This window comes from Devosia sp. J20-27 (assembly GCF_055808595.1).
On the sequence record NZ_CM147875.1, the window covers coordinates 340,248 to 361,669 of the forward strand.

Annotated in this window: 20 protein-coding genes; 12 read left to right on the forward strand and 8 right to left on the reverse strand. The window is 64.3% G+C overall.

Annotated elements, in window-relative coordinates:
* Positions 1–11 precede the first annotated feature (11 nt).
* Together AC0L4C_RS01585 and AC0L4C_RS01590 are read left to right on the forward strand one after the other, a co-directional pair.
* The gene (locus AC0L4C_RS01585; RefSeq protein WP_473401769.1) at positions 12–1,418 is read left to right on the forward strand and encodes an amidase; all 1,407 of its coding nucleotides are present in this window, start codon (positions 12–14) and stop codon (positions 1,416–1,418) included.
* Positions 1,419–1,442: 24 nt separating this feature from the next.
* Positions 1,443–2,846, forward strand: a complete 1,404-nt coding sequence (locus AC0L4C_RS01590) for an amidase (protein WP_473401770.1) — start codon at positions 1,443–1,445, stop codon at positions 2,844–2,846.
* Between the two features lie 228 nt (positions 2,847–3,074).
* On the opposite strand, the gene AC0L4C_RS01595 is transcribed toward AC0L4C_RS01590, so the two are convergent.
* The gene (locus AC0L4C_RS01595; protein WP_473403583.1) at positions 3,075–3,485 is read right to left on the reverse strand and encodes a MarR family winged helix-turn-helix transcriptional regulator; all 411 of its coding nucleotides are present in this window, start codon (positions 3,483–3,485) and stop codon (positions 3,075–3,077) included.
* Between the two features lie 228 nt (positions 3,486–3,713).
* Complete coding sequence (locus AC0L4C_RS01600) at positions 3,714–4,760, reverse strand: substrate-binding domain-containing protein (RefSeq protein ID WP_473401771.1); 1,047 nt, start codon at positions 4,758–4,760, stop codon at positions 3,714–3,716.
* A 271-nt stretch (positions 4,761–5,031) separates the two neighbouring features.
* Here AC0L4C_RS01600 and AC0L4C_RS01605 point away from each other — a divergent pair, with 271 nt between their 5' ends.
* From AC0L4C_RS01605 to AC0L4C_RS01650, 10 genes are all read left to right on the forward strand, one after another.
* On the forward strand, positions 5,032–6,459 hold the full coding sequence (locus AC0L4C_RS01605) for an amidase (RefSeq protein ID WP_473401772.1): 1,428 nt from the start codon (positions 5,032–5,034) through the stop codon (positions 6,457–6,459).
* A gap of 25 nt (positions 6,460–6,484) precedes the next feature.
* On the forward strand, positions 6,485–7,183 hold the full coding sequence (locus AC0L4C_RS01610) for a cysteine hydrolase family protein (RefSeq protein WP_473401773.1): 699 nt from the start codon (positions 6,485–6,487) through the stop codon (positions 7,181–7,183).
* 97 nt (positions 7,184–7,280) lie between these two features.
* A complete protein-coding gene (locus tag AC0L4C_RS01615) occupies positions 7,281–8,846 on the forward strand; it encodes an amidase (protein ID WP_473401774.1) in 1,566 nt (521 codons plus the stop codon).
* 189 nt (positions 8,847–9,035) lie between these two features.
* Positions 9,036–9,563 carry a DUF2087 domain-containing protein gene (locus AC0L4C_RS01620; RefSeq protein WP_473401775.1) on the forward strand — a complete coding sequence of 176 codons (528 nt, stop codon included), beginning with the start codon at positions 9,036–9,038 and terminating at the stop codon, positions 9,561–9,563.
* Between the two features lie 94 nt (positions 9,564–9,657).
* The gene (locus AC0L4C_RS01625; protein ID WP_473401776.1) at positions 9,658–10,587 is read left to right on the forward strand and encodes an ArsR/SmtB family transcription factor; all 930 of its coding nucleotides are present in this window, start codon (positions 9,658–9,660) and stop codon (positions 10,585–10,587) included.
* 134 nt (positions 10,588–10,721) lie between these two features.
* Positions 10,722–12,233 (forward strand): arabinosylfuranosidase ArfA, encoded by a 1,512-nt coding sequence (gene arfA / locus AC0L4C_RS01630; RefSeq protein WP_473401777.1) that lies wholly within the window; start codon positions 10,722–10,724, stop codon positions 12,231–12,233.
* 222 nt (positions 12,234–12,455) lie between these two features.
* Entirely contained in the window at positions 12,456–13,730 is a 1,275-nt protein-coding gene (locus AC0L4C_RS01635) for an extracellular solute-binding protein (protein ID WP_473401778.1), read from the forward strand.
* 61 nt (positions 13,731–13,791) lie between these two features.
* The gene (locus AC0L4C_RS01640) at positions 13,792–14,670 is read left to right on the forward strand and encodes a carbohydrate ABC transporter permease (protein WP_473401779.1); all 879 of its coding nucleotides are present in this window, start codon (positions 13,792–13,794) and stop codon (positions 14,668–14,670) included.
* Positions 14,667–15,533 carry a carbohydrate ABC transporter permease gene (locus AC0L4C_RS01645; RefSeq protein ID WP_473401780.1) on the forward strand — a complete coding sequence of 289 codons (867 nt, stop codon included), beginning with the start codon at positions 14,667–14,669 and terminating at the stop codon, positions 15,531–15,533. Before AC0L4C_RS01640 ends, AC0L4C_RS01645 begins: the two co-directional genes overlap by 4 nt.
* 62 nt (positions 15,534–15,595) lie before the next feature.
* Positions 15,596–16,423, forward strand: a complete 828-nt coding sequence (locus AC0L4C_RS01650; protein ID WP_473401781.1) for an alpha/beta fold hydrolase — start codon at positions 15,596–15,598, stop codon at positions 16,421–16,423.
* On the opposite strand, the gene AC0L4C_RS01655 is transcribed toward AC0L4C_RS01650, so the two are convergent.
* The 6 genes from AC0L4C_RS01655 to AC0L4C_RS01680 form a co-directional block, all read right to left on the reverse strand.
* Positions 16,399–16,863 carry a group III truncated hemoglobin gene (locus AC0L4C_RS01655; protein WP_473401782.1) on the reverse strand — a complete coding sequence of 155 codons (465 nt, stop codon included), beginning with the start codon at positions 16,861–16,863 and terminating at the stop codon, positions 16,399–16,401. The genes AC0L4C_RS01650 and AC0L4C_RS01655 overlap by 25 nt on opposite strands.
* 83 nt (positions 16,864–16,946) lie before the next feature.
* Positions 16,947–17,387: a pseudoazurin gene (locus AC0L4C_RS01660; RefSeq protein WP_473401783.1), complete on the reverse strand. Its 441-nt coding sequence runs from the start codon at positions 17,385–17,387 to the stop codon at positions 16,947–16,949.
* Between the two features lie 85 nt (positions 17,388–17,472).
* Positions 17,473–18,444: an SDR family oxidoreductase gene (locus AC0L4C_RS01665; protein WP_473401784.1), complete on the reverse strand. Its 972-nt coding sequence runs from the start codon at positions 18,442–18,444 to the stop codon at positions 17,473–17,475.
* Positions 18,445–18,509: 65 nt separating this feature from the next.
* Positions 18,510–19,559, reverse strand: coding sequence for a mannonate dehydratase (locus AC0L4C_RS01670; RefSeq protein ID WP_473401785.1), 1,050 nt, complete (start codon positions 19,557–19,559; stop codon positions 18,510–18,512).
* A 52-nt stretch (positions 19,560–19,611) separates the two neighbouring features.
* Positions 19,612–20,496: a carbohydrate ABC transporter permease gene (locus AC0L4C_RS01675; RefSeq protein ID WP_473401786.1), complete on the reverse strand. Its 885-nt coding sequence runs from the start codon at positions 20,494–20,496 to the stop codon at positions 19,612–19,614.
* Positions 20,496–21,413, reverse strand: a complete 918-nt coding sequence (locus AC0L4C_RS01680) for a carbohydrate ABC transporter permease (RefSeq protein ID WP_473401787.1) — start codon at positions 21,411–21,413, stop codon at positions 20,496–20,498. The genes AC0L4C_RS01675 and AC0L4C_RS01680 overlap by 1 nt, the downstream gene beginning before the upstream one ends.
* Positions 21,414–21,422 lie beyond the last annotated feature (9 nt).

Consider the following 21,422-nt stretch of genomic DNA (forward strand, 5'->3'; position numbering starts at 1 on the left):
CGAGACCAGCAATGCTCGATACCAGCAACCTTCCCTATATGGCGCTGACCGACGTGGCCGGCGGCATTCGCTCCGGCGCCCTGTCGCCGGTGGCACTGACCGAAACCATGCTGGCGCGGATCGCGGCGCTCGATCCGGAGTTGCATGCCTTCCTCAATGTCACAGCGCAGTCGGCACTGGCGCAGGCGCGGCAGGCCGAGAGCGAGATCCGCTCGGGACGCTATCGCGGTCCGCTGCACGGTGTGCCGATCGCCATCAAGGACCTGTTCTTCACCGAAGGCGTGGCGTCGACCTTCGGCTCCGGTGCCTACAAGGATTTCGTGGCCGATCATACGGCAACAGTGGTCGAGCGGCTGATTGCTGCCGGCGCCATCCTGCTCGGCCGGCTGGCCCTGCATGAAGGCGCGCTGGCCGAGCACCACCCGGCTTTCGGGGCGCCGCCGCGGCATCCCTATGTCGAAGGCTTCTGGCCGGGCGGCTCGTCGTCGGGATCGGGCGTCGCCACGGCGGCGGGGCTGTGTTTTGCCAGCCTCGGCTCGGACACCGGGGGATCGATCCGGTTTCCATCGGCCACCAACGGGCTGACGGGTCTCAAGCCGACCTGGGGACGGGTCAGCCGCCATGGCGTCTTCACCCTGGCGGACTCGCTCGACACCGTCGGACCGATGTGCCGATCGGCGGCAGATGCGGCCGCCGTGTTCGATGTCATTGCCGGCCACGACGACAAGGATCCGACGAGCCTGCGGGCGCCGGTGCCGAATTATTCGGCAGCGCTCGAAGGGGTGTTTGGCGCGCGCGACCTGAAGGTCGGCATCGACTGGAGCTATGTCTCGGAGGGCACCGATCCAGAACTGGTGCAGGCTATCGGCGAAGCGGTGGGCGTGCTGGAAGCGATCGGCGCCAGGATCGTGCCGATCAGCATGCCGTCGGTCGCCGAAGTGTCGCGGCTGCAACGGATCATCATGGAGACCGAGTGCGCGCGCTATCACGAGGCGCACTACCGGGCAAATCCGGAGGGTTTCGGGCGGTTGCGCGAGACCATCCAGCGCGGCTTCAGCTATCGGCAGACCGAGATCGCCAGCGCCTATATCGAGAAGGAGCGCTTTCGCGGCGCCCTGCTCGAAGTGTTCGAGCAGGTTGACGTGATCCCGGCGCCGATCATGCCCTGGGTCGGGGTGCGCTACGACGAACTCGATACGCTGTTCCAGTCGCTGCCGACCTTCGGCCGATACTGCGGCCCGTTCAACATGGCCGGGGTGCCGACCATCACCTTCCCTGTCGGCAGCAACGCCATCGGCCTGCCGCTCGCCATGCAGCTGATCGGCCCGCATCTCGCTGAGGCCCGGCTGCTCAAGGCAGCCCATGCCTACCAGATGGCGACGGACTGGCACCTGCGCCGGCCGTCGCTGGCCTCCTGATCAATCGCAACACGGAGTATCCGCATGTCCCTCGATGACATCCACTACCAACCGCTGACCACAGTGGCCAAACACATCCAGAGCGGAGATGTCTCGCCGGTCGAGGTTACCGAAGCCATCCTGTCGCGCATCGAGACCTACGACCAGGGGCTGAAGGCCTACACCACGGTGACGGCGGATCTGGCCGTCGAGCAGGCCAGGAAGGCCGAAGCCGAGATCATGAAGGGGATCTATCGCGGTGTGATGCACGGCATCCCGATCGCGGTGAAGGATCTGTGCTTTACCAAGGGCGTCACCACCACTGGCGGGATGACGATCTACGCCGACTTCAAGCCCGATCACGACGCAACCGTGGTCACCAAGCTCAACGATGCCGGCGCGGTTCTGCTGGGCAAGCTGCACATGACCGAAGGGGCGACGCTCGAGCACCATCCCGACCTGCCCGAGCCGGTAAACCCGTGGAAGAAGGACCTCTGGACCGGTGTCTCGTCCTCGGGCTCCGGGGTGTCGACGGCGGCCGGCATGGCCTATGCGACCATCGGTTCGGACACCGGCGGCTCGATCCGCTTCCCGTCGGCCTGCAACGGGCTGACCGGCGTCAAGCCGACCTGGGGGCTGATCAGCCGCTATGGCATTTTCGATCTCGCAGCGACCTTTGACCATCTGGGACCGATGGCGCGCTCGGCGGCCGACGCCGCGGCCATGCTGCAGGCGCTGGCCGGCTGGGATCCGAACGACACCACCTCGCTTTCGGCACCGATCCCCAACTATCTGGACGAGCTGGACGGCATCTATGGCGCGCGCGGCGTCAAGGTCGGGCTCGACTGGGACTATATGGCGACGGACGCCGACCCGGTGACCATCGGCTTCATCAAGGACGCGGTCGAGGTGCTCGAGGAGATCGGGGCCCTGACCCAGCCCGTGGCTTTCCCGTCGATCGACGAGCTGCTGAAAATGAACATGGCGGCCACCATGGCCGAGACGGCGGCGCATCATGACGCCACCTATCCGTCGCAGGCCGACAAGTACGGTCCGGCCATCCGCGGCATGATCGACATGGGTCGCGCTGCCAGCCCGGTCGATATCGGCAAGGGCATCATCGAGCGGCGGAAATTCCGCGGTGCGGTGATGCGGATGTTCGACGACATCGACGTGTTCGTGATGCCGGTATTCCGGCTCGGGACGCCGACCTGGAGCGAAGTGCGGGCGCAGGTCGCCGAGAGCTTCGATATCATCGGCAAGTTCACCTCGCCGTTCAACGCCACCGGCACGCCGACGGTGACGCTGCCGGTCGGCTATACCGACGACGGCCGCCCGGTTGCCATGCAACTGGCCGGGGCGCCCGGCTCGGAGGCGTTGCTGCTCAAGGTGGCGCATGCCTACCAGCAGGCCACCGACTGGCATACGCACCGGCCGCCCGGCCTCTGATTTCAACTTCCCGACCCGGCGGTTTGCACTTCCACCGGTCACACTGGGCGCCCCTCGGGGCGCCTTTTTTTTGGGCATCTGTGCGCCACGCGCCAGTCGGTCCGCCCCCTAAGGGGAGGGATTGAAGGGCGGGGACTATCTGTGGAGACTGGACTACCCCCACCCCTGCCCTCCCCTCAAGGGGGAGGGGTACAGAGGCTGGTGCGAGGTGCAATACCCCTGTCGAGACTACTGAATGAGCTCGCGCAGCAGGTTGCGCAGTTCGGCAGCGCGGTCGGACTCGAGCAGTTCGGTCAGGCGCTGCTCCTGGGCCGTCGAGACGCCACGCAGGCGCTTGAACAGGGTCTTGCCGCCCGGCGCGGTGAGGATCAGGACGCGCCGGCGATCATTGGGATCGGGAGCCCGATAGACGAGGCCCTCGGCCACCATCTTGTCGACGATCTTGGTCAGGGTCGGCGGCTCGATGAGCGACTGCGCGGCGATCTCCCCCATCGCGCACGGTTCGCTGGCATCCAGCACTTCGAGAATGCGGAACTGTTCGATCGGCACGCCGCCGGGGCGCAGCCGCTCTTCCAGTTCGCTTTCCAGCTGACGGTTCACGCTGGCGATCATATAGGCCAGCTGGTCCTTCATTCGCATCGCAGCCACTTCCTCCTCCTTCGCATCCTGTTAGTTGCCGTTTCCACCAAGGGCGACGGCGCAAGACGGCTATGGGGGAGAAGTCCGGTTACCGGCGGTTGGCTCCGCCAGGATATGACTCATGCCGCCCGGAGCCGTCGTTCGGCATCGTGACAAATGCGAAATAGCACCACGAATGGAGAATGACAATATTTCATTATCAATTATTTTTGGTGAGGCCGACCGGCGTCAGTGGGTCAGAGCGGTCACCACCTGCAACGTGACGCCATCGGCCTGGCCGATATAGACCGTCGGCGTCTGGGCGCCTCGTCCCTCGTCGACAAGGAAGCGCGCATAGGAGCGGCGCAGCGGCTCGGCCACCCGGCGGGCGAGAGCGGAGCCGGCGCGCGTCTGCACCTCCTCGGCGAGACCGGCCAGCACGTGCAGCCCCTCATAGTAGCCGATGCTGGAGGCGGAGACGGGCGGCGCAAGCATGCCGAACGCGTCGTGATAGAGTTCGAGAAAGTGGTCGTTGTACCGCGACTGGTGGCCGGCAAAGTAGTTGGCGGCGGTGAAGAGATTGGTGGAGGCGTCCGCGCCGATGCCGCAGATCACGGTCTCGTCGACGATCAGCCCGAAGCGCAGCATCTTCTCGTCGAGACCGGCGGCGGCGAAGGCCCGGTTGAACTCGACCGAGCACAGCCCGACAAGCGCCTGCACCACGACCTGGGCGCCGCTCCGGGCGATCTGGCCGATGACAGCGGAATAGTCGTAGCTGGTGGTGGGCAGCAGGGACTGGCCAACCAGTTGCGCCCCTTCGCGCTGCAAGATGCGCCTGGTTGTGCCCAGCGCCAGGCGCGGCCAGATGTAGTCGTTGCCGACGAAGAAAAAGCGCTCGGCCTTCTTTTCGGTCCTCAGCCAATGCAGTGCCGGCGACAGCAGCTCGTCGTCGGTGCTGCCGATGGCCACTGTGGAGGGGCCGCAGGCGATTCCCTCATATTGCGGGGTGTAAATGTAGGGCACGCGGCTGGCGACGCGGCGAGTCACTGCATCGCGGGCATTGCTCGGGTGCCCGCCGATGATGGCCTCGACGCCCTCGACCTCGATCAATGTATCGACGGAGCTGACCGCCTCGCCGACCGAAAAACCGCAGTCACCGAAGACCAGCTCGATCGGCTCGCCCAGGATGCCGCCATTGGCATTGATCTCGGCGGCGCCGACGAGCGCCGCGGCGTCCATCGACGGAGCCCACATGCCGGCCACGCCGGACCTTGGGTGCAACAAGCCGACCTTCATCACGTCGTCCTTTCATGCCTGTTCCGCAGCCGATGCGCGGCGGCGTTTCGGGGCGCCGCGGTCGCATCGATGCTTGCCAACGGAACTACCTCGGCAAATTGAAGTCGGCAGACTGCATCGGCCATGCCGGCATGTCAAACAGATGATGCATTTTTGATCGGTTGGTCAAACTGCCCATTTTTTCGTCAATAGAAGAAAGTTCACGCCGTCCCTTGCTATTCAGATATTTTCGTATTTGATTATTTCTAACGATTTCGATCGAGGAATGACTGTGGACGCAAAAGCCCCCGCTCCGGTGAGCGCCGACGATGCCCTGCACTATCTGAGCCTGACCGATGTCTCGACGCTGATCCGGTCGGGTGCCGTCAGCCCGGTCGAGGTGACGCAGGCCCTGCTCGACCGGATCGACAGCCTTGATGGCGATCTCAAGAGCTTCATGGCGGTGCTGCCCGAGCGTGCCCTTGCCAGTGCGCGACAGGCCGAGGCCGAGTTGTCGGCCGGTCTGTGGCGCGGCCCGCTGCACGGCGTGCCCATTGCGGTCAAAGACCTCTGCAACACGACCTTCGCACCGACCAGCGCCGGCATGTTCATCAACAAGGACTATATGGCCGACGCCAATGCGACGGTGGTCGACCGGCTGGAGGCGGCCGGCGCGGTGTTGCTTGGCAAGCTGACGCTGACCGAGGGAGCGATGTCGGGTCATCACCCGAAGCTCAAGACCCCGGTCAACCCGTGGCTGAAGGGCGCATGGACGGGCGTTTCGTCGTCGGGGTCGGGCGTCGCCACGGCGGCCGGGCTTTGCTACGGCTCGCTCGGTTCGGATACCGGCGGCTCGATCCGCCTGCCCTCGACCTCGAACGGCCTGACCGGCGTCAAGCCGACATGGGGACGGGTGAGCCGTGCCGGCGTGTGGGCCCTGGCCGACTCGCTCGACCATGTCGGGCCGATGACCCGCAGCGTCGCCGACGCAGCTGCCATGCTGGGCGTCATTGCCGGACACGACCCGCGCGACACCACATCACTGGACGCGCCGGTGCCCGACTATCTGGCGGCGCTGGGCGGCTCGATTGCCGGTCTGCGGATCGGCATTGCCGAGGACTATATCTTCGACAAGACCGCAGCGCCTGTGGCCGCGATGATGCGCGAGACGATTGCGACTTTCGTGGCGCTCGGTGCACGGCTGGTGCCGATCCGCTTCCCGTCTCTCGAGGGCATAGCCGATGCCTGGATGAAGATCTGCTGCGCCGAGTGCGCCGCGGCCCACAAGGCCACCTTCCCCAGCCAGCGCGATGCCTATGGCGAGGCGCTCAAGGGCTATCTCGATCTGGGGCACGCGACCAGCGCGCTCGAGCTGGCCGAGGCCATGCAGTACCGGCTGAAGCTGGCGGGCGCCATTCGGCGTGCGACGCTCGACTGCGACATGCTGCTGGTCCCGGCGCTCCCCGACCCGGTGGCGGACGCCGACTTCTGGGATGGCACGCTGAGCGCCGACACGGTCGAGGGCATGGTCCGCTACACCGCCGTGTTCGACATGACCGGGCAGCCGACGCTGTCGCTGAACGGCGGCTTTGATGGCCGTGGACTGCCCATGGGCTTCCAGCTGGTGGGGCAGCCGCTGGGCGAAGCGCAGCTGTTCAAGGCCGGTCATGCCTTCCAGTCGGTCACCGGCTGGCACACCCGCCACCCCACCCTCAACTGACCTCGCCCCAGAGAAGGATACGATCATGCACAACGTCACCATCCCCAAGCACATCGTCGACCGAGTCCGCGGCGTGCGTGGCAGGGACCACATCTATGACAGCCTCGACATGAGCAAGGTGGCGCATGTCTGCGTCGACATGCAGGTCGGCTTTGTCGCCGAAGGGGCGCCGATCGAGGTGCCCAACACGCGAGAGATTTTCGACCAGATCAATGTGATCTCGGAGGCGGTGCGCGACAGCGGCGGCGTCAACGTGTTCACGCGCTACACCTACGATCTGGCCGAGAAGCACAGCTGGGACCACTGGTTCAAGACCCTGGGCCCGAGCCAGCTGGACGGCCAGGCCAAGATGGCGCGCGGCATGCCGGACTGGGAGGTGACGCCGGAGATCGAGACCAGGGCCGGCGACATCATCGTCGACAAGACCCGGTTCTCGGCACTGATCCCGGAGACCTGCGATATGGACGCCCTGCTCAAGGCGCGCGGGATCGACACCCTGATCATCACCGGCACGCTGACCAATTGCTGCTGCGAGAGCACGGCGCGCGACGCGCTGCAGATGGGCTACAAGGTGATCTTCCTCAGCGATGCCAACGCCACGCTGTCGGACGAAGAGCATCTGGGCACGCTGATCAGCATGTACACGATCTTCGCCGACGTGATGGACACGCCCTACCTGCTCAAGCTCATCGAGACCTCGACGGCCACCAGGGCCGCCGCCTGAGCCTTCCGTTGGCTTCGGCCCGAAGCCGACGGCCCCCCACGTCCGGGTCACACCGGCCCGGACGCACCAGCTTTCCCGCGCCATCCCGGAGCCTGCCATGAACGCCGTGTCCCAGACCTTGCCGCTCGCCGCTATCGATGTCGTCGAACTGACGATCGAGGATGTCCAGAAGGGCTTTGCCGAAGGACTCTTTACCTCGGAGTCGCTGACGCTGGCGTTTCTCGAGCGCATTTCGCGCTACGAACCCTATTACAATGCCTTCACCTTCATGAATCCGTCGGCGGTCGATGACGCGCGGCGAATGGACAAGCGCCGGGCGGCCGGAGAAAAGCTCGGACCGCTGGCCGGGGTTCCCGTCGTGGTCAAGGAGGCGATGGACTTTGTCGGCCTGCCCTCGACCGGTGGCTGGGCACCGCTGTCGAGCGCGGCCGGCGGCTTCGACCTGATGCCCGAGCGCGATGCGCCGGTGGTGGCGCGGCTCAGGGCGGCGGGCGCCGTGATCCTGGGCAAGACCAATATTCCGGCCTTCAGCCATGACGGGGCGCGCGCCAATACCAGCTGGGACGGCCCGACCTTCAACGCGGTCAACCGCGCCATCGCGCCCGGGGCCAGTTCGAGCGGCACGGCGACGGCCATTGCTGCGAGTTTCGCCGTTGTCGGCCTCGCCGAGGAGACGGGTGGCTCGATCCAGAACCCGGGTGCGGCGCAGAGCCTTGTCAGCGTGAAGCCGAGCTTTGCGCTGGTGCCCAATACCGGCGTCATGCCGCTGGCCGGCTCGACGCGCGACGTTGTCGGTCCGCATGCCAGGACGGTGGTGGATGCGGCGCTGCTGCTCGACGTATTGGCCGGCTATACACCCGAAGACCCCAAGACCGTTGCCGGCATCGGCCACATCCCCGACGGTGGCTACACCAGCAAGCTGGGCAGTCAGGCGCTGAAGGGCGCGCGGGTGGGTCTCTATGGCACGGGCTGGCGCAGCAAGCCGATCACGGCCGAGACGCAGGGGCTCTACGATACGGCGCTCGAGGTGGTGAAATCGTGCGGCGCGGAACTGGTCGCCGACCCGTTCGCGGGGACCGGATTCTCCGATCTCGCCGCCAAGGATGCCGAGTTCGATCCGCGCGGGCTCGAGTCGGTGGCGTTCGATCTCGAGCACTATCTGCGGCGGCTCGGCAAGACGTCGGTGGCCAACTCGTTCATGGCGCTCAAGGCCATGCTGCCAGAAGATCCGTTCGCGCCTGACGGGCTGCTCGGTATCCACCCCAAGCAGTCGGCGGTGCTGCGCGAGTCGCTGCTCGATCCGACCCTGCCGCCCGACCTCAGCGCGTTCATTGCGGCGCGCGAGGCCTATCTCAAGCTCTTCAACGCGGTGATGGACGAGAACAAGCTCGACGTCCTCATCTTTCCGCAGATGGCGGCCGAACTGCCGGGCATTTTCGAGGATGCGCAACATCCGGCGACCACGGTATCGGAGATCAACATAGCCGGTCTGCCCGGCGTGACCGTGCCGGCCGGCGTGTTCGGCAATGGCGGTCCGTTTGCGCTGATCCTCGTGGGGCGGATGTGGAGCGAGGTGGACCTGCTCGCCTATGCCTATGACTATGAGCAGGCGAGCAAGCTGCGCATCGTCCCGCAGCTGGTCGAGGCGCCTTACACCGCCTGAGCGCCGTATTGACAGCCGTGCTGCCGGGGGATTTATCTGGCGGCACGGTCTGCAGTTCACCGAGGCGTTGCCGTCCCGCGAGGGAAGCTAAACCTGCATATGTCCTACCGACACGCACTTATCCTGTGCCGCGTCGAAGGCGGCAACCGCGACACTCCGCAAGGAGACCGGCACCGACAAGGATAGGCCATGTCCAGACAGATCCAGCCGCTGCAGGTCCCGGACCTCACAGCCTTTGCCAAATCGCTGCGCGAGCAGCTGACCGCCCTCGACCATCCGCCGACGCATGTCGAGATGCTGAACCTCTGCTGCCGGTCGGTCGGCTATCGGAACTATCAGCACTTTCGGGCCCTCGCGGCCGGCGAACGTCCGGCCGAACCGCAGCCCGACCTTGACCGGGTGGAGAAGGTGGCACGCCATTTCGATGCCAGCGGGCGCATGCTGCGCTGGCCGGCACGGGCAGGACAGGCGGAACTCTGCCTCTGGGTGCTGTGGTCGCGACTGCCGGCCAATACCCCGTTCACCGAGCGGGAAATCAGCGCCGAACTCAACATCTGGCACGTCTTCGGCGATGCAGCCCTGCTGCGACGCGCCCTCTATGAGGCCAAGCTGGTGCGCCGCACCATCGATGGTAGCGAGTATCGCCGCATCGAACAAAAGCCGCCGGCAGAACTGCGAGCCCTGCTCGACCGTATCAACCCGGCCCAGGCAGCCTGAGGCCCATATCATAAACTTCAGGATGTCCGTTTGATTGCAACGGACATCCTGATACACATGTCAGTCATATTTTGAGGGCAACTGGAAGTTTCCGATGAGCCGTAATTTCCTGCTGGTGGACCCGGCAGAACGACCCGATGTGCTGCGCGCACTGGCCTCGGAGGTGCGGGTGGGCATCCTCAAGCTGCTGCACATCGAAGGGCCGATGAACGTCAACGACATTGCCGCCAAGCTCGGACAGCCGCAATCGACGATCTCGTCGAACATGCAGGTGCTGGTGAAAGCCGAGCTGGTCCGGACCGAGACGCAGAAGGCGCGCAAGGGCAACCAGAAGATCTGCCATTCGCTGTTCGACGAAGTGCTGGTGATGTTCAAGGAAGACATCAAGCCGCTGAAATCGAACACCATCGAAGTGGCGATGCCGCTCGGCCTCTATACCAGCTGCGACGTGTCGGCGCCGTGCGGCCTGTGCTCGAGCGACGGCATTATCGGGCTGCTCGACGTGCCCGATACGTTTCTCGATCCCGACCGCATGAAGGCCGGACTGATCTGGTTCACGCGCGGCTATGTCGAGTACCAGTTCCCCAACAATGCGCGGCTGTCGCATCACCGGATCACCTCGATGGAGTTCTCGATGGAGCTCTCGTCGGAAGTGCCCGGCACCAGCGCCGACTGGCCGAGCGACATCACCATCGGGGTCAATGGCAGCGACATCGGCACCTGGACATCACCCGGCGATTTCGGCGACAAGCGCGGCGTCTATACGCCGGACTGGTGGAAGCTCAAGGGTAGCCAGTACGGCAAGCTCAAGAGCTTCCGGATCAACGGCTCGGGCACCTATGTGGACGGGGTGAAGATCTCGCCGTTCTCGCTCAAGGACCTCGACCTCGACACGCATCACTCGATCCGCCTGCGGATCGGCGTCAAACCCGATGCCAAGCACCCGGGCGGTATCAATATTTTCGGGCGCGGCTTCGGCAATTACGATCAGGATATCGTGCTGCGGCTGGAGACTGACGACTAGGTCGAGGCCAGTCCGTCCGGCGGGAATATTCGCGCATGGCGCTGAATTTGCCGCCAGACCGGCTTGACGGCCCGCCCTGTTTTGTATCACTTGTCTCGATATAAATCAGAAGACTGGGTTCTAGGGAGGGGCGAATGCGGGCGACGGTTACGGCGCACAAGGACTACACTATATCCAGGATCGACGAGCGCGTGTACGGGGCCTTCCTCGAACATCTCGGGCGCGCGATCTATACGGGCATCTATGAGCCCGACCATCCCACGGCCGACAAGAACGGCATGCGCGGCGATGTCGCGCAGCTGGTCAAGGAGCTCAAGGTGCCGATGGTCCGCTACCCGGGCGGCAATTTCGTCTCCGCCTATAACTGGGAGGACGGCGTCGGCCCCAAGGACCAGCGGCCGACCCGGCTCGATCTTGCCTGGCACACGTCCGACAGCAACCAGGTGGGCGTGCACGAGTTCGCCGACTGGTGCGACAGCGTCGACACCGAGATGATGCTGGCCATCAATCTGGGCTCGCGCGGCCTCGATGACGCGCGCAACTTCCTCGAATATGTCAACGGACCGACCGGGTCCTACTGGGGCGACCTGCGCAAGAAGAACGGGCGGGCCGACCCGTTCGACGTCAAGCTGTGGTGCCTCGGCAACGAGATGGACGGCCCCTGGCAAGTCGGACACAAGACCGCACACGAGTACGGCCGGCTGGCCAACGAAGTCGCCAAGACAATGCGCGCCTTCGACAAGTCGCTCGAGCTGATCGTTTGCGGCTCGTCCAATGCGGACATGAAGACCTACCCCGAATGGGAACGCGAGGTGCTTGAGCACACCTACGAGTCGGTCGACCATATCTCGCTGCACATGTATTTCGCCAACCGCGAGAAAAACACGGCCAACTATCTGGCCTTGAACGAGAAACTCGATCGCTACATCACCACCGTGGCATCGACGATCCAGTTCGTGAAGTCCAAGAAGCGGTCGAAGCGGCAGGTCTACATCTCGTTCGACGAGTGGAACGTCTGGTACCATTCGAACAAGCAGGACCGCGAGATCCTCGACGGCAAGGGCGGCTGGCCGCATGCGCCGCGGCTGCTCGAAGACATCTACAATTTCGAGGACGTGCTGCAGGTCGGCCTGATCCTCAACACCTTCATCCGGCACGCCGATGTGGTGAAGCTGGCCTGCATCGCGCAGCTGGTCAATGTCATCGCCCCGATCATGACCGACCCCAAGGGCCAGGCGTGGCGGCAGACGATCTACTACCCCTATTATTTCGCCTCGGTCTTCGGGCGCGGCACGGCGCTGCAGCTGAGCGTCAACTGCCCCGGCTACGACGCCGAGCATGGCGACAATGTCAGCTATGTCGATATCTCGGGCGTGCATGACGAGGAAGCCGGCACGCTGACGTTCTTTGCCGTCAACCGGCATGCCACGGAGTCGATCGATGTCGAGGTCAGCCTGCAGGGTTTCGGCGCCGGCCAGGTGATCGACCATCAGGTGATGACCCACGCCAATCTGGAGGCGGTCAACACGGCCACCGACCAGACAGCGGTTGCGCCGAGCAAGGGCACAGGCGCCGCCATCGCCGATGGCAAACTGACCGCGAAGCTGGCGCCATATTCATATCAGATGATCCGCATCAAAGCCTGATCCCGACCTAAAACAGCATCCTCCCGATGCTCGCCGGCGCAGCTCTAGCGAGCCGCGCCGGCGCTGTTCGTCAACGATTCCGGGCCTTCCAAGTCCTTGATGCAATTCGATATTCAGTTACCTGATTTGTATCACTATTGCCGTTGACATGCCGTCCCCTTCGGCTAGCATCGTGGCATGGGATGCTGGAGGGCATCCCGAGACCTAGGGAGGAAAGTGGTCATGAAGAGTTCTTTGAAGGTAGCCCTGCTGTCGACGGCGATGATGTCGTTCGCAGGTCTCGCCAGCGCTGCCGAAACGGTCGTCTGGTGGGATTTTCTCGGCGGCGGTGACGGCGTGCGCATGAAGCAGCTGATCTCGGAGTTCAATACCGAGCATAGCGGCGAAATCGAAATCCAGGGCACGACGCTCGACTGGGGCGTGCCGTTCTACACCAAGGTGCAGACCTCGGCAGCTGTCGGCGAGGGCCCGGACGTGATCACCTATCACACCTCGCGCCTGCCGCTGGCCGTCAGCCAGAACACGCTCACGGAATTCACCGCCGATGACTGGGCGGCCATGGGTCTGGGCGCCGATACGTTCGCCAAGGAAACCTGGGATGCGGTCAATGTCGACGGCAAGCAGTATGCCGTACCGTTCGATACGCACCCGATCGTGCTCTACTACAACAAGGACAAGCTCGACGCGGCCGGCCTGATCGGCGCCGACGGCCTGCCCACCGGCCTCGACGGCATCGAGAATTTCAGTGCCGCACTGCAGAAGCTGCGCGATGGCGGCACAACTTACGGGCTGGGCATCACCACCGCCGATGGCGGCTTCGCGTTCCGGACCATCTATTCCTATCTCTGCCAGCAGAACGGCTCGATCGGCAATGACGGCGACTGGCTGCCCGGCGACAATCCGGAGAAGCTGGCCAAGGCCGTCAAGGTCATCGCCGACTGGGTGAAGGACGGCCACACGCCAGGCTATACCGACTATCCGTCGACGGTGGCGCTGTTCACCTCCGGCGAGACCGCGTTCATGATCAACGGTGTGTGGGAAGTGCCCACGATGACCGACCTGGCCGCACAGGGGAAACTCTTCAACTGGGGCGCCATCGAGCTGCCGGTGATGTTTGACCGTCCGTGCACCTATGCGGACTCGCATGCCTTTGCGATCCCCAACAATGCCGGCAAAACCGTGTCGCCCGAAAAGCACGCCGCCGTGCTCGAAGTGATCAAGTGGATGTCCGAGCACTCGCTGTTCTGGGCCACTGCCGGTCACGTCCCGGCCAATGCGGCCGTCACCGAGACCGACGAGTACAAGGCAATGCAGCCGCAGGCGACCTACGCCAAGCTGACGCAGAACCAGGTCTTCGATCCCAAGTCGCCCAACGCCGGCGTGGCATCGCCCCTTTTCGAGGCGGCAGGCAATGCCTTCACCGCGGCGATGAACAACGAGGTGGATGCAACGACTGCCGTGCAGGAGATGAAGGACATCCTCGACGCGCTTCAGTAACAGCCGTCAGCGCCCCGGCCGGTTCGACCGGCCGGGGTTTCTGCATGTGAGGACCCTGCCTATGCTTAGAAGTCGGCGAAGCGACTACCTGACCGCGGCCGTGCTGGTGGCCCCGTTTGTCTTCGTATTCGGGTGGATGTTCATCTACCCCACGCTGCAGATGCTGCAGCTCAGCTTCACCAAGTCGCCGCTGATCGGGGCGGGCGAGTGGATCGGGCTGGACAACTACGTGCGGATGTTCGGCGACCGCGTCTTCTGGGCGGCGGTGTGGAACACATCCTATTTCGTACTGCTCACCGTGGTCCCCGGCACTGCCGTGGCGCTCGGCATTGCGCTGATGGTCAGTCGCCTCAAGGGCTGGACGCAGAGCATCATTCTTGCGGCATTCTTTCTCCCCTACATCCTGCCGATCACGGTGGTCTACCTGATCTGGGACTGGATGTTGAACCTGCAGTTCGGGATCGCGCAGTATCTGATCGAGCCCATCGTCGGACGGCGCATCAATGTGTGGCGCACCACGCCCTGGTTCATGCCGATGGCGGCGCTGCTCACCATCTGGTGGACGAACGGCTTCTCGATCCTGCTGTTCCTCGCGGGACTTCGCAATATTCCCCGGGAGCTCTACGAGGCGGCTGCCCTCGATGGCGGCTCGCGCTGGCAGGTGTTCCGTTCGATCACCTGGCCGCTGATCTGGCCAGTCACCGTGCTCTGCCTGACCATCCAGCTCATACTGCAGCTCAAGATTTTCGATCAGGTGTACCTCTTCGCCCAGGGCGGAAGGACACAGGCCACCATGGTGCTGGTGCAGTATATCTACGAGCAGGCCTTCCAGAAGAATTCGGGTGGCTATGCCGCGACCATCGCCGTGGCGCTGTTCGTCATCGTCATCGTCTTCTCGCTGCTGCAGTACCAACTTCTTCGCGCGCGGGGTGAGAAATGACCGACACGAGCATCACCGCCCCGCGGCCGAAGCGCCGCCGTTTCTTCGACATCGGCGGCATCCTTCTCACCCTGCTCACTGCCGTGTGCGCAGCGATCTGGTTCTTCCCGCTGTACTGGGCAATGGCCACCAGCCTGAAGACCGATGACGAGGCAGTGCGGCCGGGCGTCAACCTGCTGCCCGAGGCCCTTCATCTGGACGGCTACGCCTTCGTCATCCAGAACTCGCAGTTGCCGATCTGGTACCTCAACTCCACCATCACCTCGGTGGCGGTCACGGTCATTGCCATCATGGTGGCTGCCTGCGCTGGATACGCCATCTCGCAGCTCCGGTTCCCGGGGCGCATGGTGCTGTGGTACACGGTGCTGGCGAGCTTCATGGTGCCGGTCTCGGCATTGATCGTGAACCACTTCATCATCATTGCCGACGTCAAACTGCTCAATACGCATGCCGGCATCGTGCTGCCCATGCTGATCACGCCCGTGACGGTGATCGTCTACAAGCAGTTCTTCGACAATGTCCCGCGCGAGTACCGCGAGGCCGCGACGATCGACGGAGCCAACGAGTTCCAGCTGCTGTTCCGCATCTTCCTGCCGATGAACTGGGGCATCACCACCGCTCTCGCCATCATCACCTTCATCGGCGCGTGGAACTCCTTCCTCTGGCCGTTCCTCGCCGCACAGAACGAAAAGATGATGACCGTGACCGTCGGCATCACCGCCGTGCAGGACACATTCGGCGTGGCCTATGCACGTGTCCTCGCCGGTGCCGTCCTTGCCGGCCTGCCGGTGGCCATCGCCTACCTGCTGTTCCAGCGTCGCGTGACGCAGGCAATCACGCTTTCGGCGGGGATCAAGGGATAATAGTCCGGGCTGTCGAAAGTGGCTGGCCGCGGTCGACCACTTTCATCGCCCGGAGGAAATGCATGCAGACGGAGACCGACGACGACCTGATCGGGTTCGCGGCCGAAGGCCCGGCAGTGTTGCCGGCAGGCGGCGAGGGCGTGGTCGAGACCGAAGGCGCCGCGATCTGGTACGCCGCCCATGGCAGTGGCAGCCCGGTGATCCTGCTGCATGGCGGCATGGGCAATGCCGGCAATTTCGGCGGCCAAGTACCAGACCTCCTGCAGGCGGGATACCGGGTGATCGTCGTCGACAGCCGGGGGCATGGTCGCAGCACCTGGGATGGCGGCCCCTACAGCTATGAGCAGATGGGCCGGGATGTGTTTGCGGTCATGGACAGGCTCGGGATTGCGTCCGCAGCGATCGTCGGCTGGAGCGACGGGGCCTGCACCGGCCTCGCCATGGCCAGGGCGCAACCGGAGCGGATTGCGGGGCTCTTCTTTTTCGCCTGCAATGTCGATGCGAGCGGCACCTATCCGTTTGCCATGACGCCCCGCATCGAGAACTGTCTGTCGCGCCATACCAGGGACTACGCAATGCTGTCGCCGGCGCCCGATGGCTGGGATGCGATGACGCAGGCGCTGCAACTGATGCAGGGCAGCCAGCCGAACTACAGCACCGCCGACCTGGCCGCCGTGCGGGTGCCGGTGACCGTGGCGCTGGCCGAGCATGACGAATTCATTCGCCCCGAGCATGCGCGCTACATCGCCGGGGCGATTCCCGGGGCGCGTCTGGTGATGCTGCCCGGTGTCAGCCACTTTGCCCGGGTGCAGCGGCCGACGGTCTTTAATGCGGCGGTTCTGGATTTCCTGGCCGGGCTTGCCGGCTATGGCTCGAGGGCGCGGATATAGCTCAGCTGCGGGTTGTCCTCGCCACGGCGCAGCGCCAGTCCCATGCGGAAGTTGTTGCCGATACGCTCGGCCCGGTCGATGAAGAGTGCGGCAGCACCAGGCGGACAGATCTCCAGCACCGTCTCGCCGAAAAGCTTCAGCCAGCGCGCGAAGTGCTCGTCGGCAAGACCGGGGATGCCCAGATGCTTGGGCATGGGGCGGCCGGAATAGCGGCCGGCGCCGAGCAGCATGGAGGCCCAGAAGTCGGTGATGGTATCGAGATGGGCCGGCCACCGCTCGGGCGCAATCCGCGCGTTGAACACCGGGCCGATGACGTCGTCGGCGCGGGCCCGGGCATAGAAGGTGTCGACCACGGCGCGCACCATGGCTTCGTTGAGGCCGTCAGGCACCATGCGGCCGGTACGCAGCAGGCGCGGCAATTGCGGGTCATCAGCAGTCATGGCGACAGCATGGCACGGTACGATGCGGAGCGGGAGGACAAAGCGCCGCGCCCGGTCGGGAGCGGCGCCCTGCCCCGTGACAGCTACTGCATGGCGGCCGCAAACAGCGGCTCAAACCGTTCGGCTGCCTTCTTGGGCATCTTGACCGCCTTGGCGGCATCGAGATTGGCCGGCGCATCGTCCACCACGATCAACGCCACCATACCCATGGCGAAGTGCGGCATGCACTTGACGCCATAGGCGCCCGGCACGGTGAGCGTCACTGCCAGTTCCTTGTTGATGCCGCCCTTGAAGGGCTCGGCGCCCTCGGGAAGCATGCCCTTGATGATCTCGGCATTGTGGCCCTTGTCGGTGGGCACGAAGGTCACGGTGTCGCCGGGCGCGACCTTGACGAAGGCGGGCTCGAAAACCATGGCGCCCGCCTCGCCCTTGTTGAGCATCTTGATCTCGAAGTTTTCGGCGAGGGCCGGAGCCGCCAGAAGGCAGAAGGCAGTCGCAGCGGCGAGCAAGGTGGGGATACGCATGGCAGGTCTCCAGTGGTTCGTTGCCAGCCTTCTCTACCTTTGCTCGCGGACGCTCTTTGACGAAGATCAAAGAGTGCGACCATTGCTAGCCGCCGCTGTAGCCGCCGAGGATGGGGAGGATTTCACCGGTGATGACGCTCGACATCTGCGGAGAGGCGAGAAAGACGTAGGCCGGCGCGATCTCCTCGGGCTGGGCGGGGCGCTTCATGGGGACGTCGGCGCCAAACTTGGCGACGGCATCGGCCTGCTTGTCGCTGGGATTGAGCGGACTCCAGACCGGTCCGGGGGCGACGCAGTTGACGCGGATGCCGCGATCGACGAGCTGGCCCGAGAGGGAGCGGGTGAAGGCATGAATGCCGCCCTTGGTCATCGAATAATCGAGCAGCCCGGCGCTTCCCATGATGCCGGTCACGGAGCCGGTGTTGATGATGGCGCCACCCTTCTGCATCACCTGGGCGGCGGCCTGGGCCATGAAGAAGTAGCCATAGAGATTGGTCTTGAGGGTCTCGTCGAAATGCGCCTCGGTGAGATCGTCGATCGACTTGCTATGGACCTGGAAGGCGGCATTGTTGACGAGGATGTCGAGCTTGCCGAGAGCCTTGACCACCTGGGCCACGGCATCGACGGCAAAACTGCGCTGACGGACATCGCCCTTGATGACGAGTGCCTTGCGGCCTTCCTTCTCGATAGCCTTGCGGGTGACCTCGGCATCGCCGTCCTCATCGAGGTGGCAGATGGCAACATCGGCGCCCTCGCGGGCAAAGAGCACCGCAACGGCGCGGCCGATGCCGGAGTCGCCGCCGGTGATCAGCGCCACCTTGCCGTCCAGCTTCTTGGAGCCAATGTAGTAAGGCGCGTCATACATCGGCGCCGGGTCGAGAGCGGATTCCTTGCCCGGTTTGGGCTGGTGCTGTCTGGGGAACGGCGGCTCGGGATAGGTACGGGCGCCGGCCTGCATGGCGGCGCCCTTCTTCTTTGACGTTCCGGCATCAGCGGTGGCGACCTCCTGCTGGATGTCGCGCTGACGCTTGACGGTTGCCTTGGCGGTCTTGGCCATTGTTGTCTCCTCTGTTTTCAAGAGGAGACAACTCACAAGCGGCGCGGCCGTTTCACCGCGGCAGTCTAGTTCTTGTTGTAGAACTCGAGCATGCGGATCAGGCCCTGCATGTAGCCGATGGCGTGCGAGCGGCCGCGGTGGTTCCAGTCGCTGTCGCCATCCATCTTGGGGACGTGGTCATCGAGCAGGAAGCCGTCGAAGCCGGTCTTGGCCAGGAGCGCGATGACCTCGGCAGGATCGAAATTGCCGTCGCCGATGAAGCACTCGGTGAAGTTGGGTACAGTGCCCTGCACGTCACGGAAGTGGATATAGGAGATGCGGCCCTTGGGGGCGAAGTACTCGATCATCTCGGTGACGTTGGCCTTGCCGCCGGCCATTTCCGAACAGCAGCCAAGGCAGAGGTCGAGCGACCAGGCTTCGGAGCGACCGACGAGGTCGTAGGCCTTCTTGAAGTTGTCGGGCTTGTAGAAGAGACGGGCCACGCCGCCCAGCATGGCGACCGGGGGATCGTCCGGATGTAGGGCGAGCTTGAGGCCTTCCTGCTCGGCGACGGGCAGCACGGCGTTCATGAAGTAGGTGTAGTTGTCCCACATCTGGTCTTCGGAGATGAACGGGCCATCCTTGCCGAAGAGCGGCATGGAGGAGGCACGGCCGAGCGTCGTCGGCATGAAGCCGCGCAGCATCTCGAGATTGTCGATATTGGCTTCGACGATGGACATGTCGAACTGGCGGGCGGTGGCACCGCCGCGGGTCTTGCCGCCGCGGTCGGTGGTCCAGACCGAGTTGGGCATGAAGTGCATGCCGAGCACCGGCACGCCGGCGCGGGCGACCGCGCGAATGGTGGCCTGGTAGTTCTCGATCTGCTCGTCGCGACCCTCAAGGCCCATCATGGCCTTGTGATAGAAGTGGGTGGGAACGTTCTCGATGGCCTCGAACTTGAGACCCGCACCCTCGACCTTTTCGACCAGGGCGCGCACGTCCTTTTCTTCCCAGCGATTATCGCCCGGCAAGGTCGGGTTGTTCATCTGCAGGCCGTTGACGCCGATCTGGGCGGCAAAGCGCAGCCGATCCTCGGTCAACTCGTGAAACTGTCCTACTGCTACGCGCATACCCATTCGACTTTTCCTGTAGCTAATCGGCTCGCCACTCTGGCGGGCCGCAAGTGGTTTATCCCTTGACGCTGCCTTCGGTCATGCCAGCGACCATGAAGCGCTGCGCCAGGAAGTAGAGGATCATCAGCGGCACCGAGGAGATGACGGCACCGGCCATCAGCGGTCCCCACGGCAGCACATCGCTGGTGATCAGATAGTTGAGTGCCAGTGGCGCAGTGCGGACGCTTTCCGAGGTGGTCAGCACCAGCGCGAACAGCAGTTCGTTCCAGGCCCCGGTGAAGGTGAAGATGGCAACGGCGGCGAGACCGGGTGCCGAGAGCGGCAGCACGATGCGGACCAGTGCTCCGAAGCGGCTCAGCCCGTCGATCATGCCCTGCTCCTCGAGCTCGCGCGGCACGCCGCGGAAATAGCCCTGCAGCAGCCAGGTGGCGAGCGGCAGCGAGAAAGTCAGGTAGACGAGGATCAGGCCCTGCAGCGAGTTGCCGAGGCGGAGCTGCGCCATGACGATGGAGAGCGGAATAAAGAGCAGCGAGCCGGGGGTGAGATAGGCGAAGAGGATCAGCCGGCCGATCAGGCCGCGGAACTTGTAGCGGAACCGCACCATGGAATAGGCGGCAAAGCTGGAGATGATCACCGAGATCACGGTGACGATCGAGGACACGATGAAGCTGTTGCGGATGGCCAGCAGAAAGCTGCCATCGGCCAGCAGCTTGTCGAAGTTGTTGAGCGTGAAGACCTGTGGCCAGAGCGAGGGCACGCGATAGATGTCGCGCGGCAGCTTGAGCGAGGTGACGATCATCCAGTAAATGGGGAACAACACCAGCACCAAGGCGATGCCGAGGACGGTGTAGCTGACGAGGCGCCCGGTGAGCAGGCGGCGGCGGGCGGTGGCGCTGGCCTTGACGGTGGCAGCGCTGGCGTCAGTGGCAAGGCTCGCCATTACTCCTCCCTCCGCATCATGAGCGAGGTGGCAAAGATGACGAGGATGGCCAGCACCGGCAGCATGTAGACCGAGACGGCGGCGGCCTCGCCGATGCGCTGCGTCTGCATGCCGTAATAGGCCAGCACCGGGAACACCATGGTGGCGTCGGACGGGCCGCCGGCGGTCAGCAGCCAGACATGCTCGAAGGCATTGGCGGTCCAGATCGAGCTCAGCAGCGTGGTGACGATGATCACCGGCAGGATGGAAGGCACGGTGACGTTCCAGAAGCGCTGCCACGCATTGGCGCCGTCGACGGTGGCCGCCTCGTTGAGTTCCTTGGGGACGGACTGCAGGGCAGCAAGGATGGAGACGAACCAGAAGGGGAAGCCGCGCCAGACCGAGGCGACGATCACCGAGCCCATGGCGGTGGAGCGCTGGCCGAGGAAATCGATGATCTCGGGATAGATGCCGGTCTGGGTCAGGATCAGGTTAATGCCGCCGCCGATCGGCTGGTAGAGCACGCGCCAGGTCAGGAAGGCGACGAAGGCGGGCATGGCCCAGGGCAGCATCAGGAACGAGCGGAAGAGGCCGCGGCCGGGCAGATGCTGGTGCACCAGCAGCGCCAACCCGAGCCCGATGCCGAGCTTGAGCGCATCGGTGATGAGGACGATGGTGATGGTGTTCCAGATCGCCGCCCAGAAGGTGGCGGTGCCGGCCAGATATTCGAAATTGCGAAAGCCGATGAACTCGCCGGCGCTGCCCACCACCATGTCGGTGAAGGACACCCAGATGGCAAACAGGAAGGGATAGGCGACCAGCCCGAGGATCAGCAGCACCACCGGGGCGACAAGCGCATAGGCAAAGAGGCGAGTACGCGAACCGGTGGGAAGCCGCTTGCGCCGCTGCGACCTGCTCTGTTCGAGTGCAACTGACATAACCGTCCG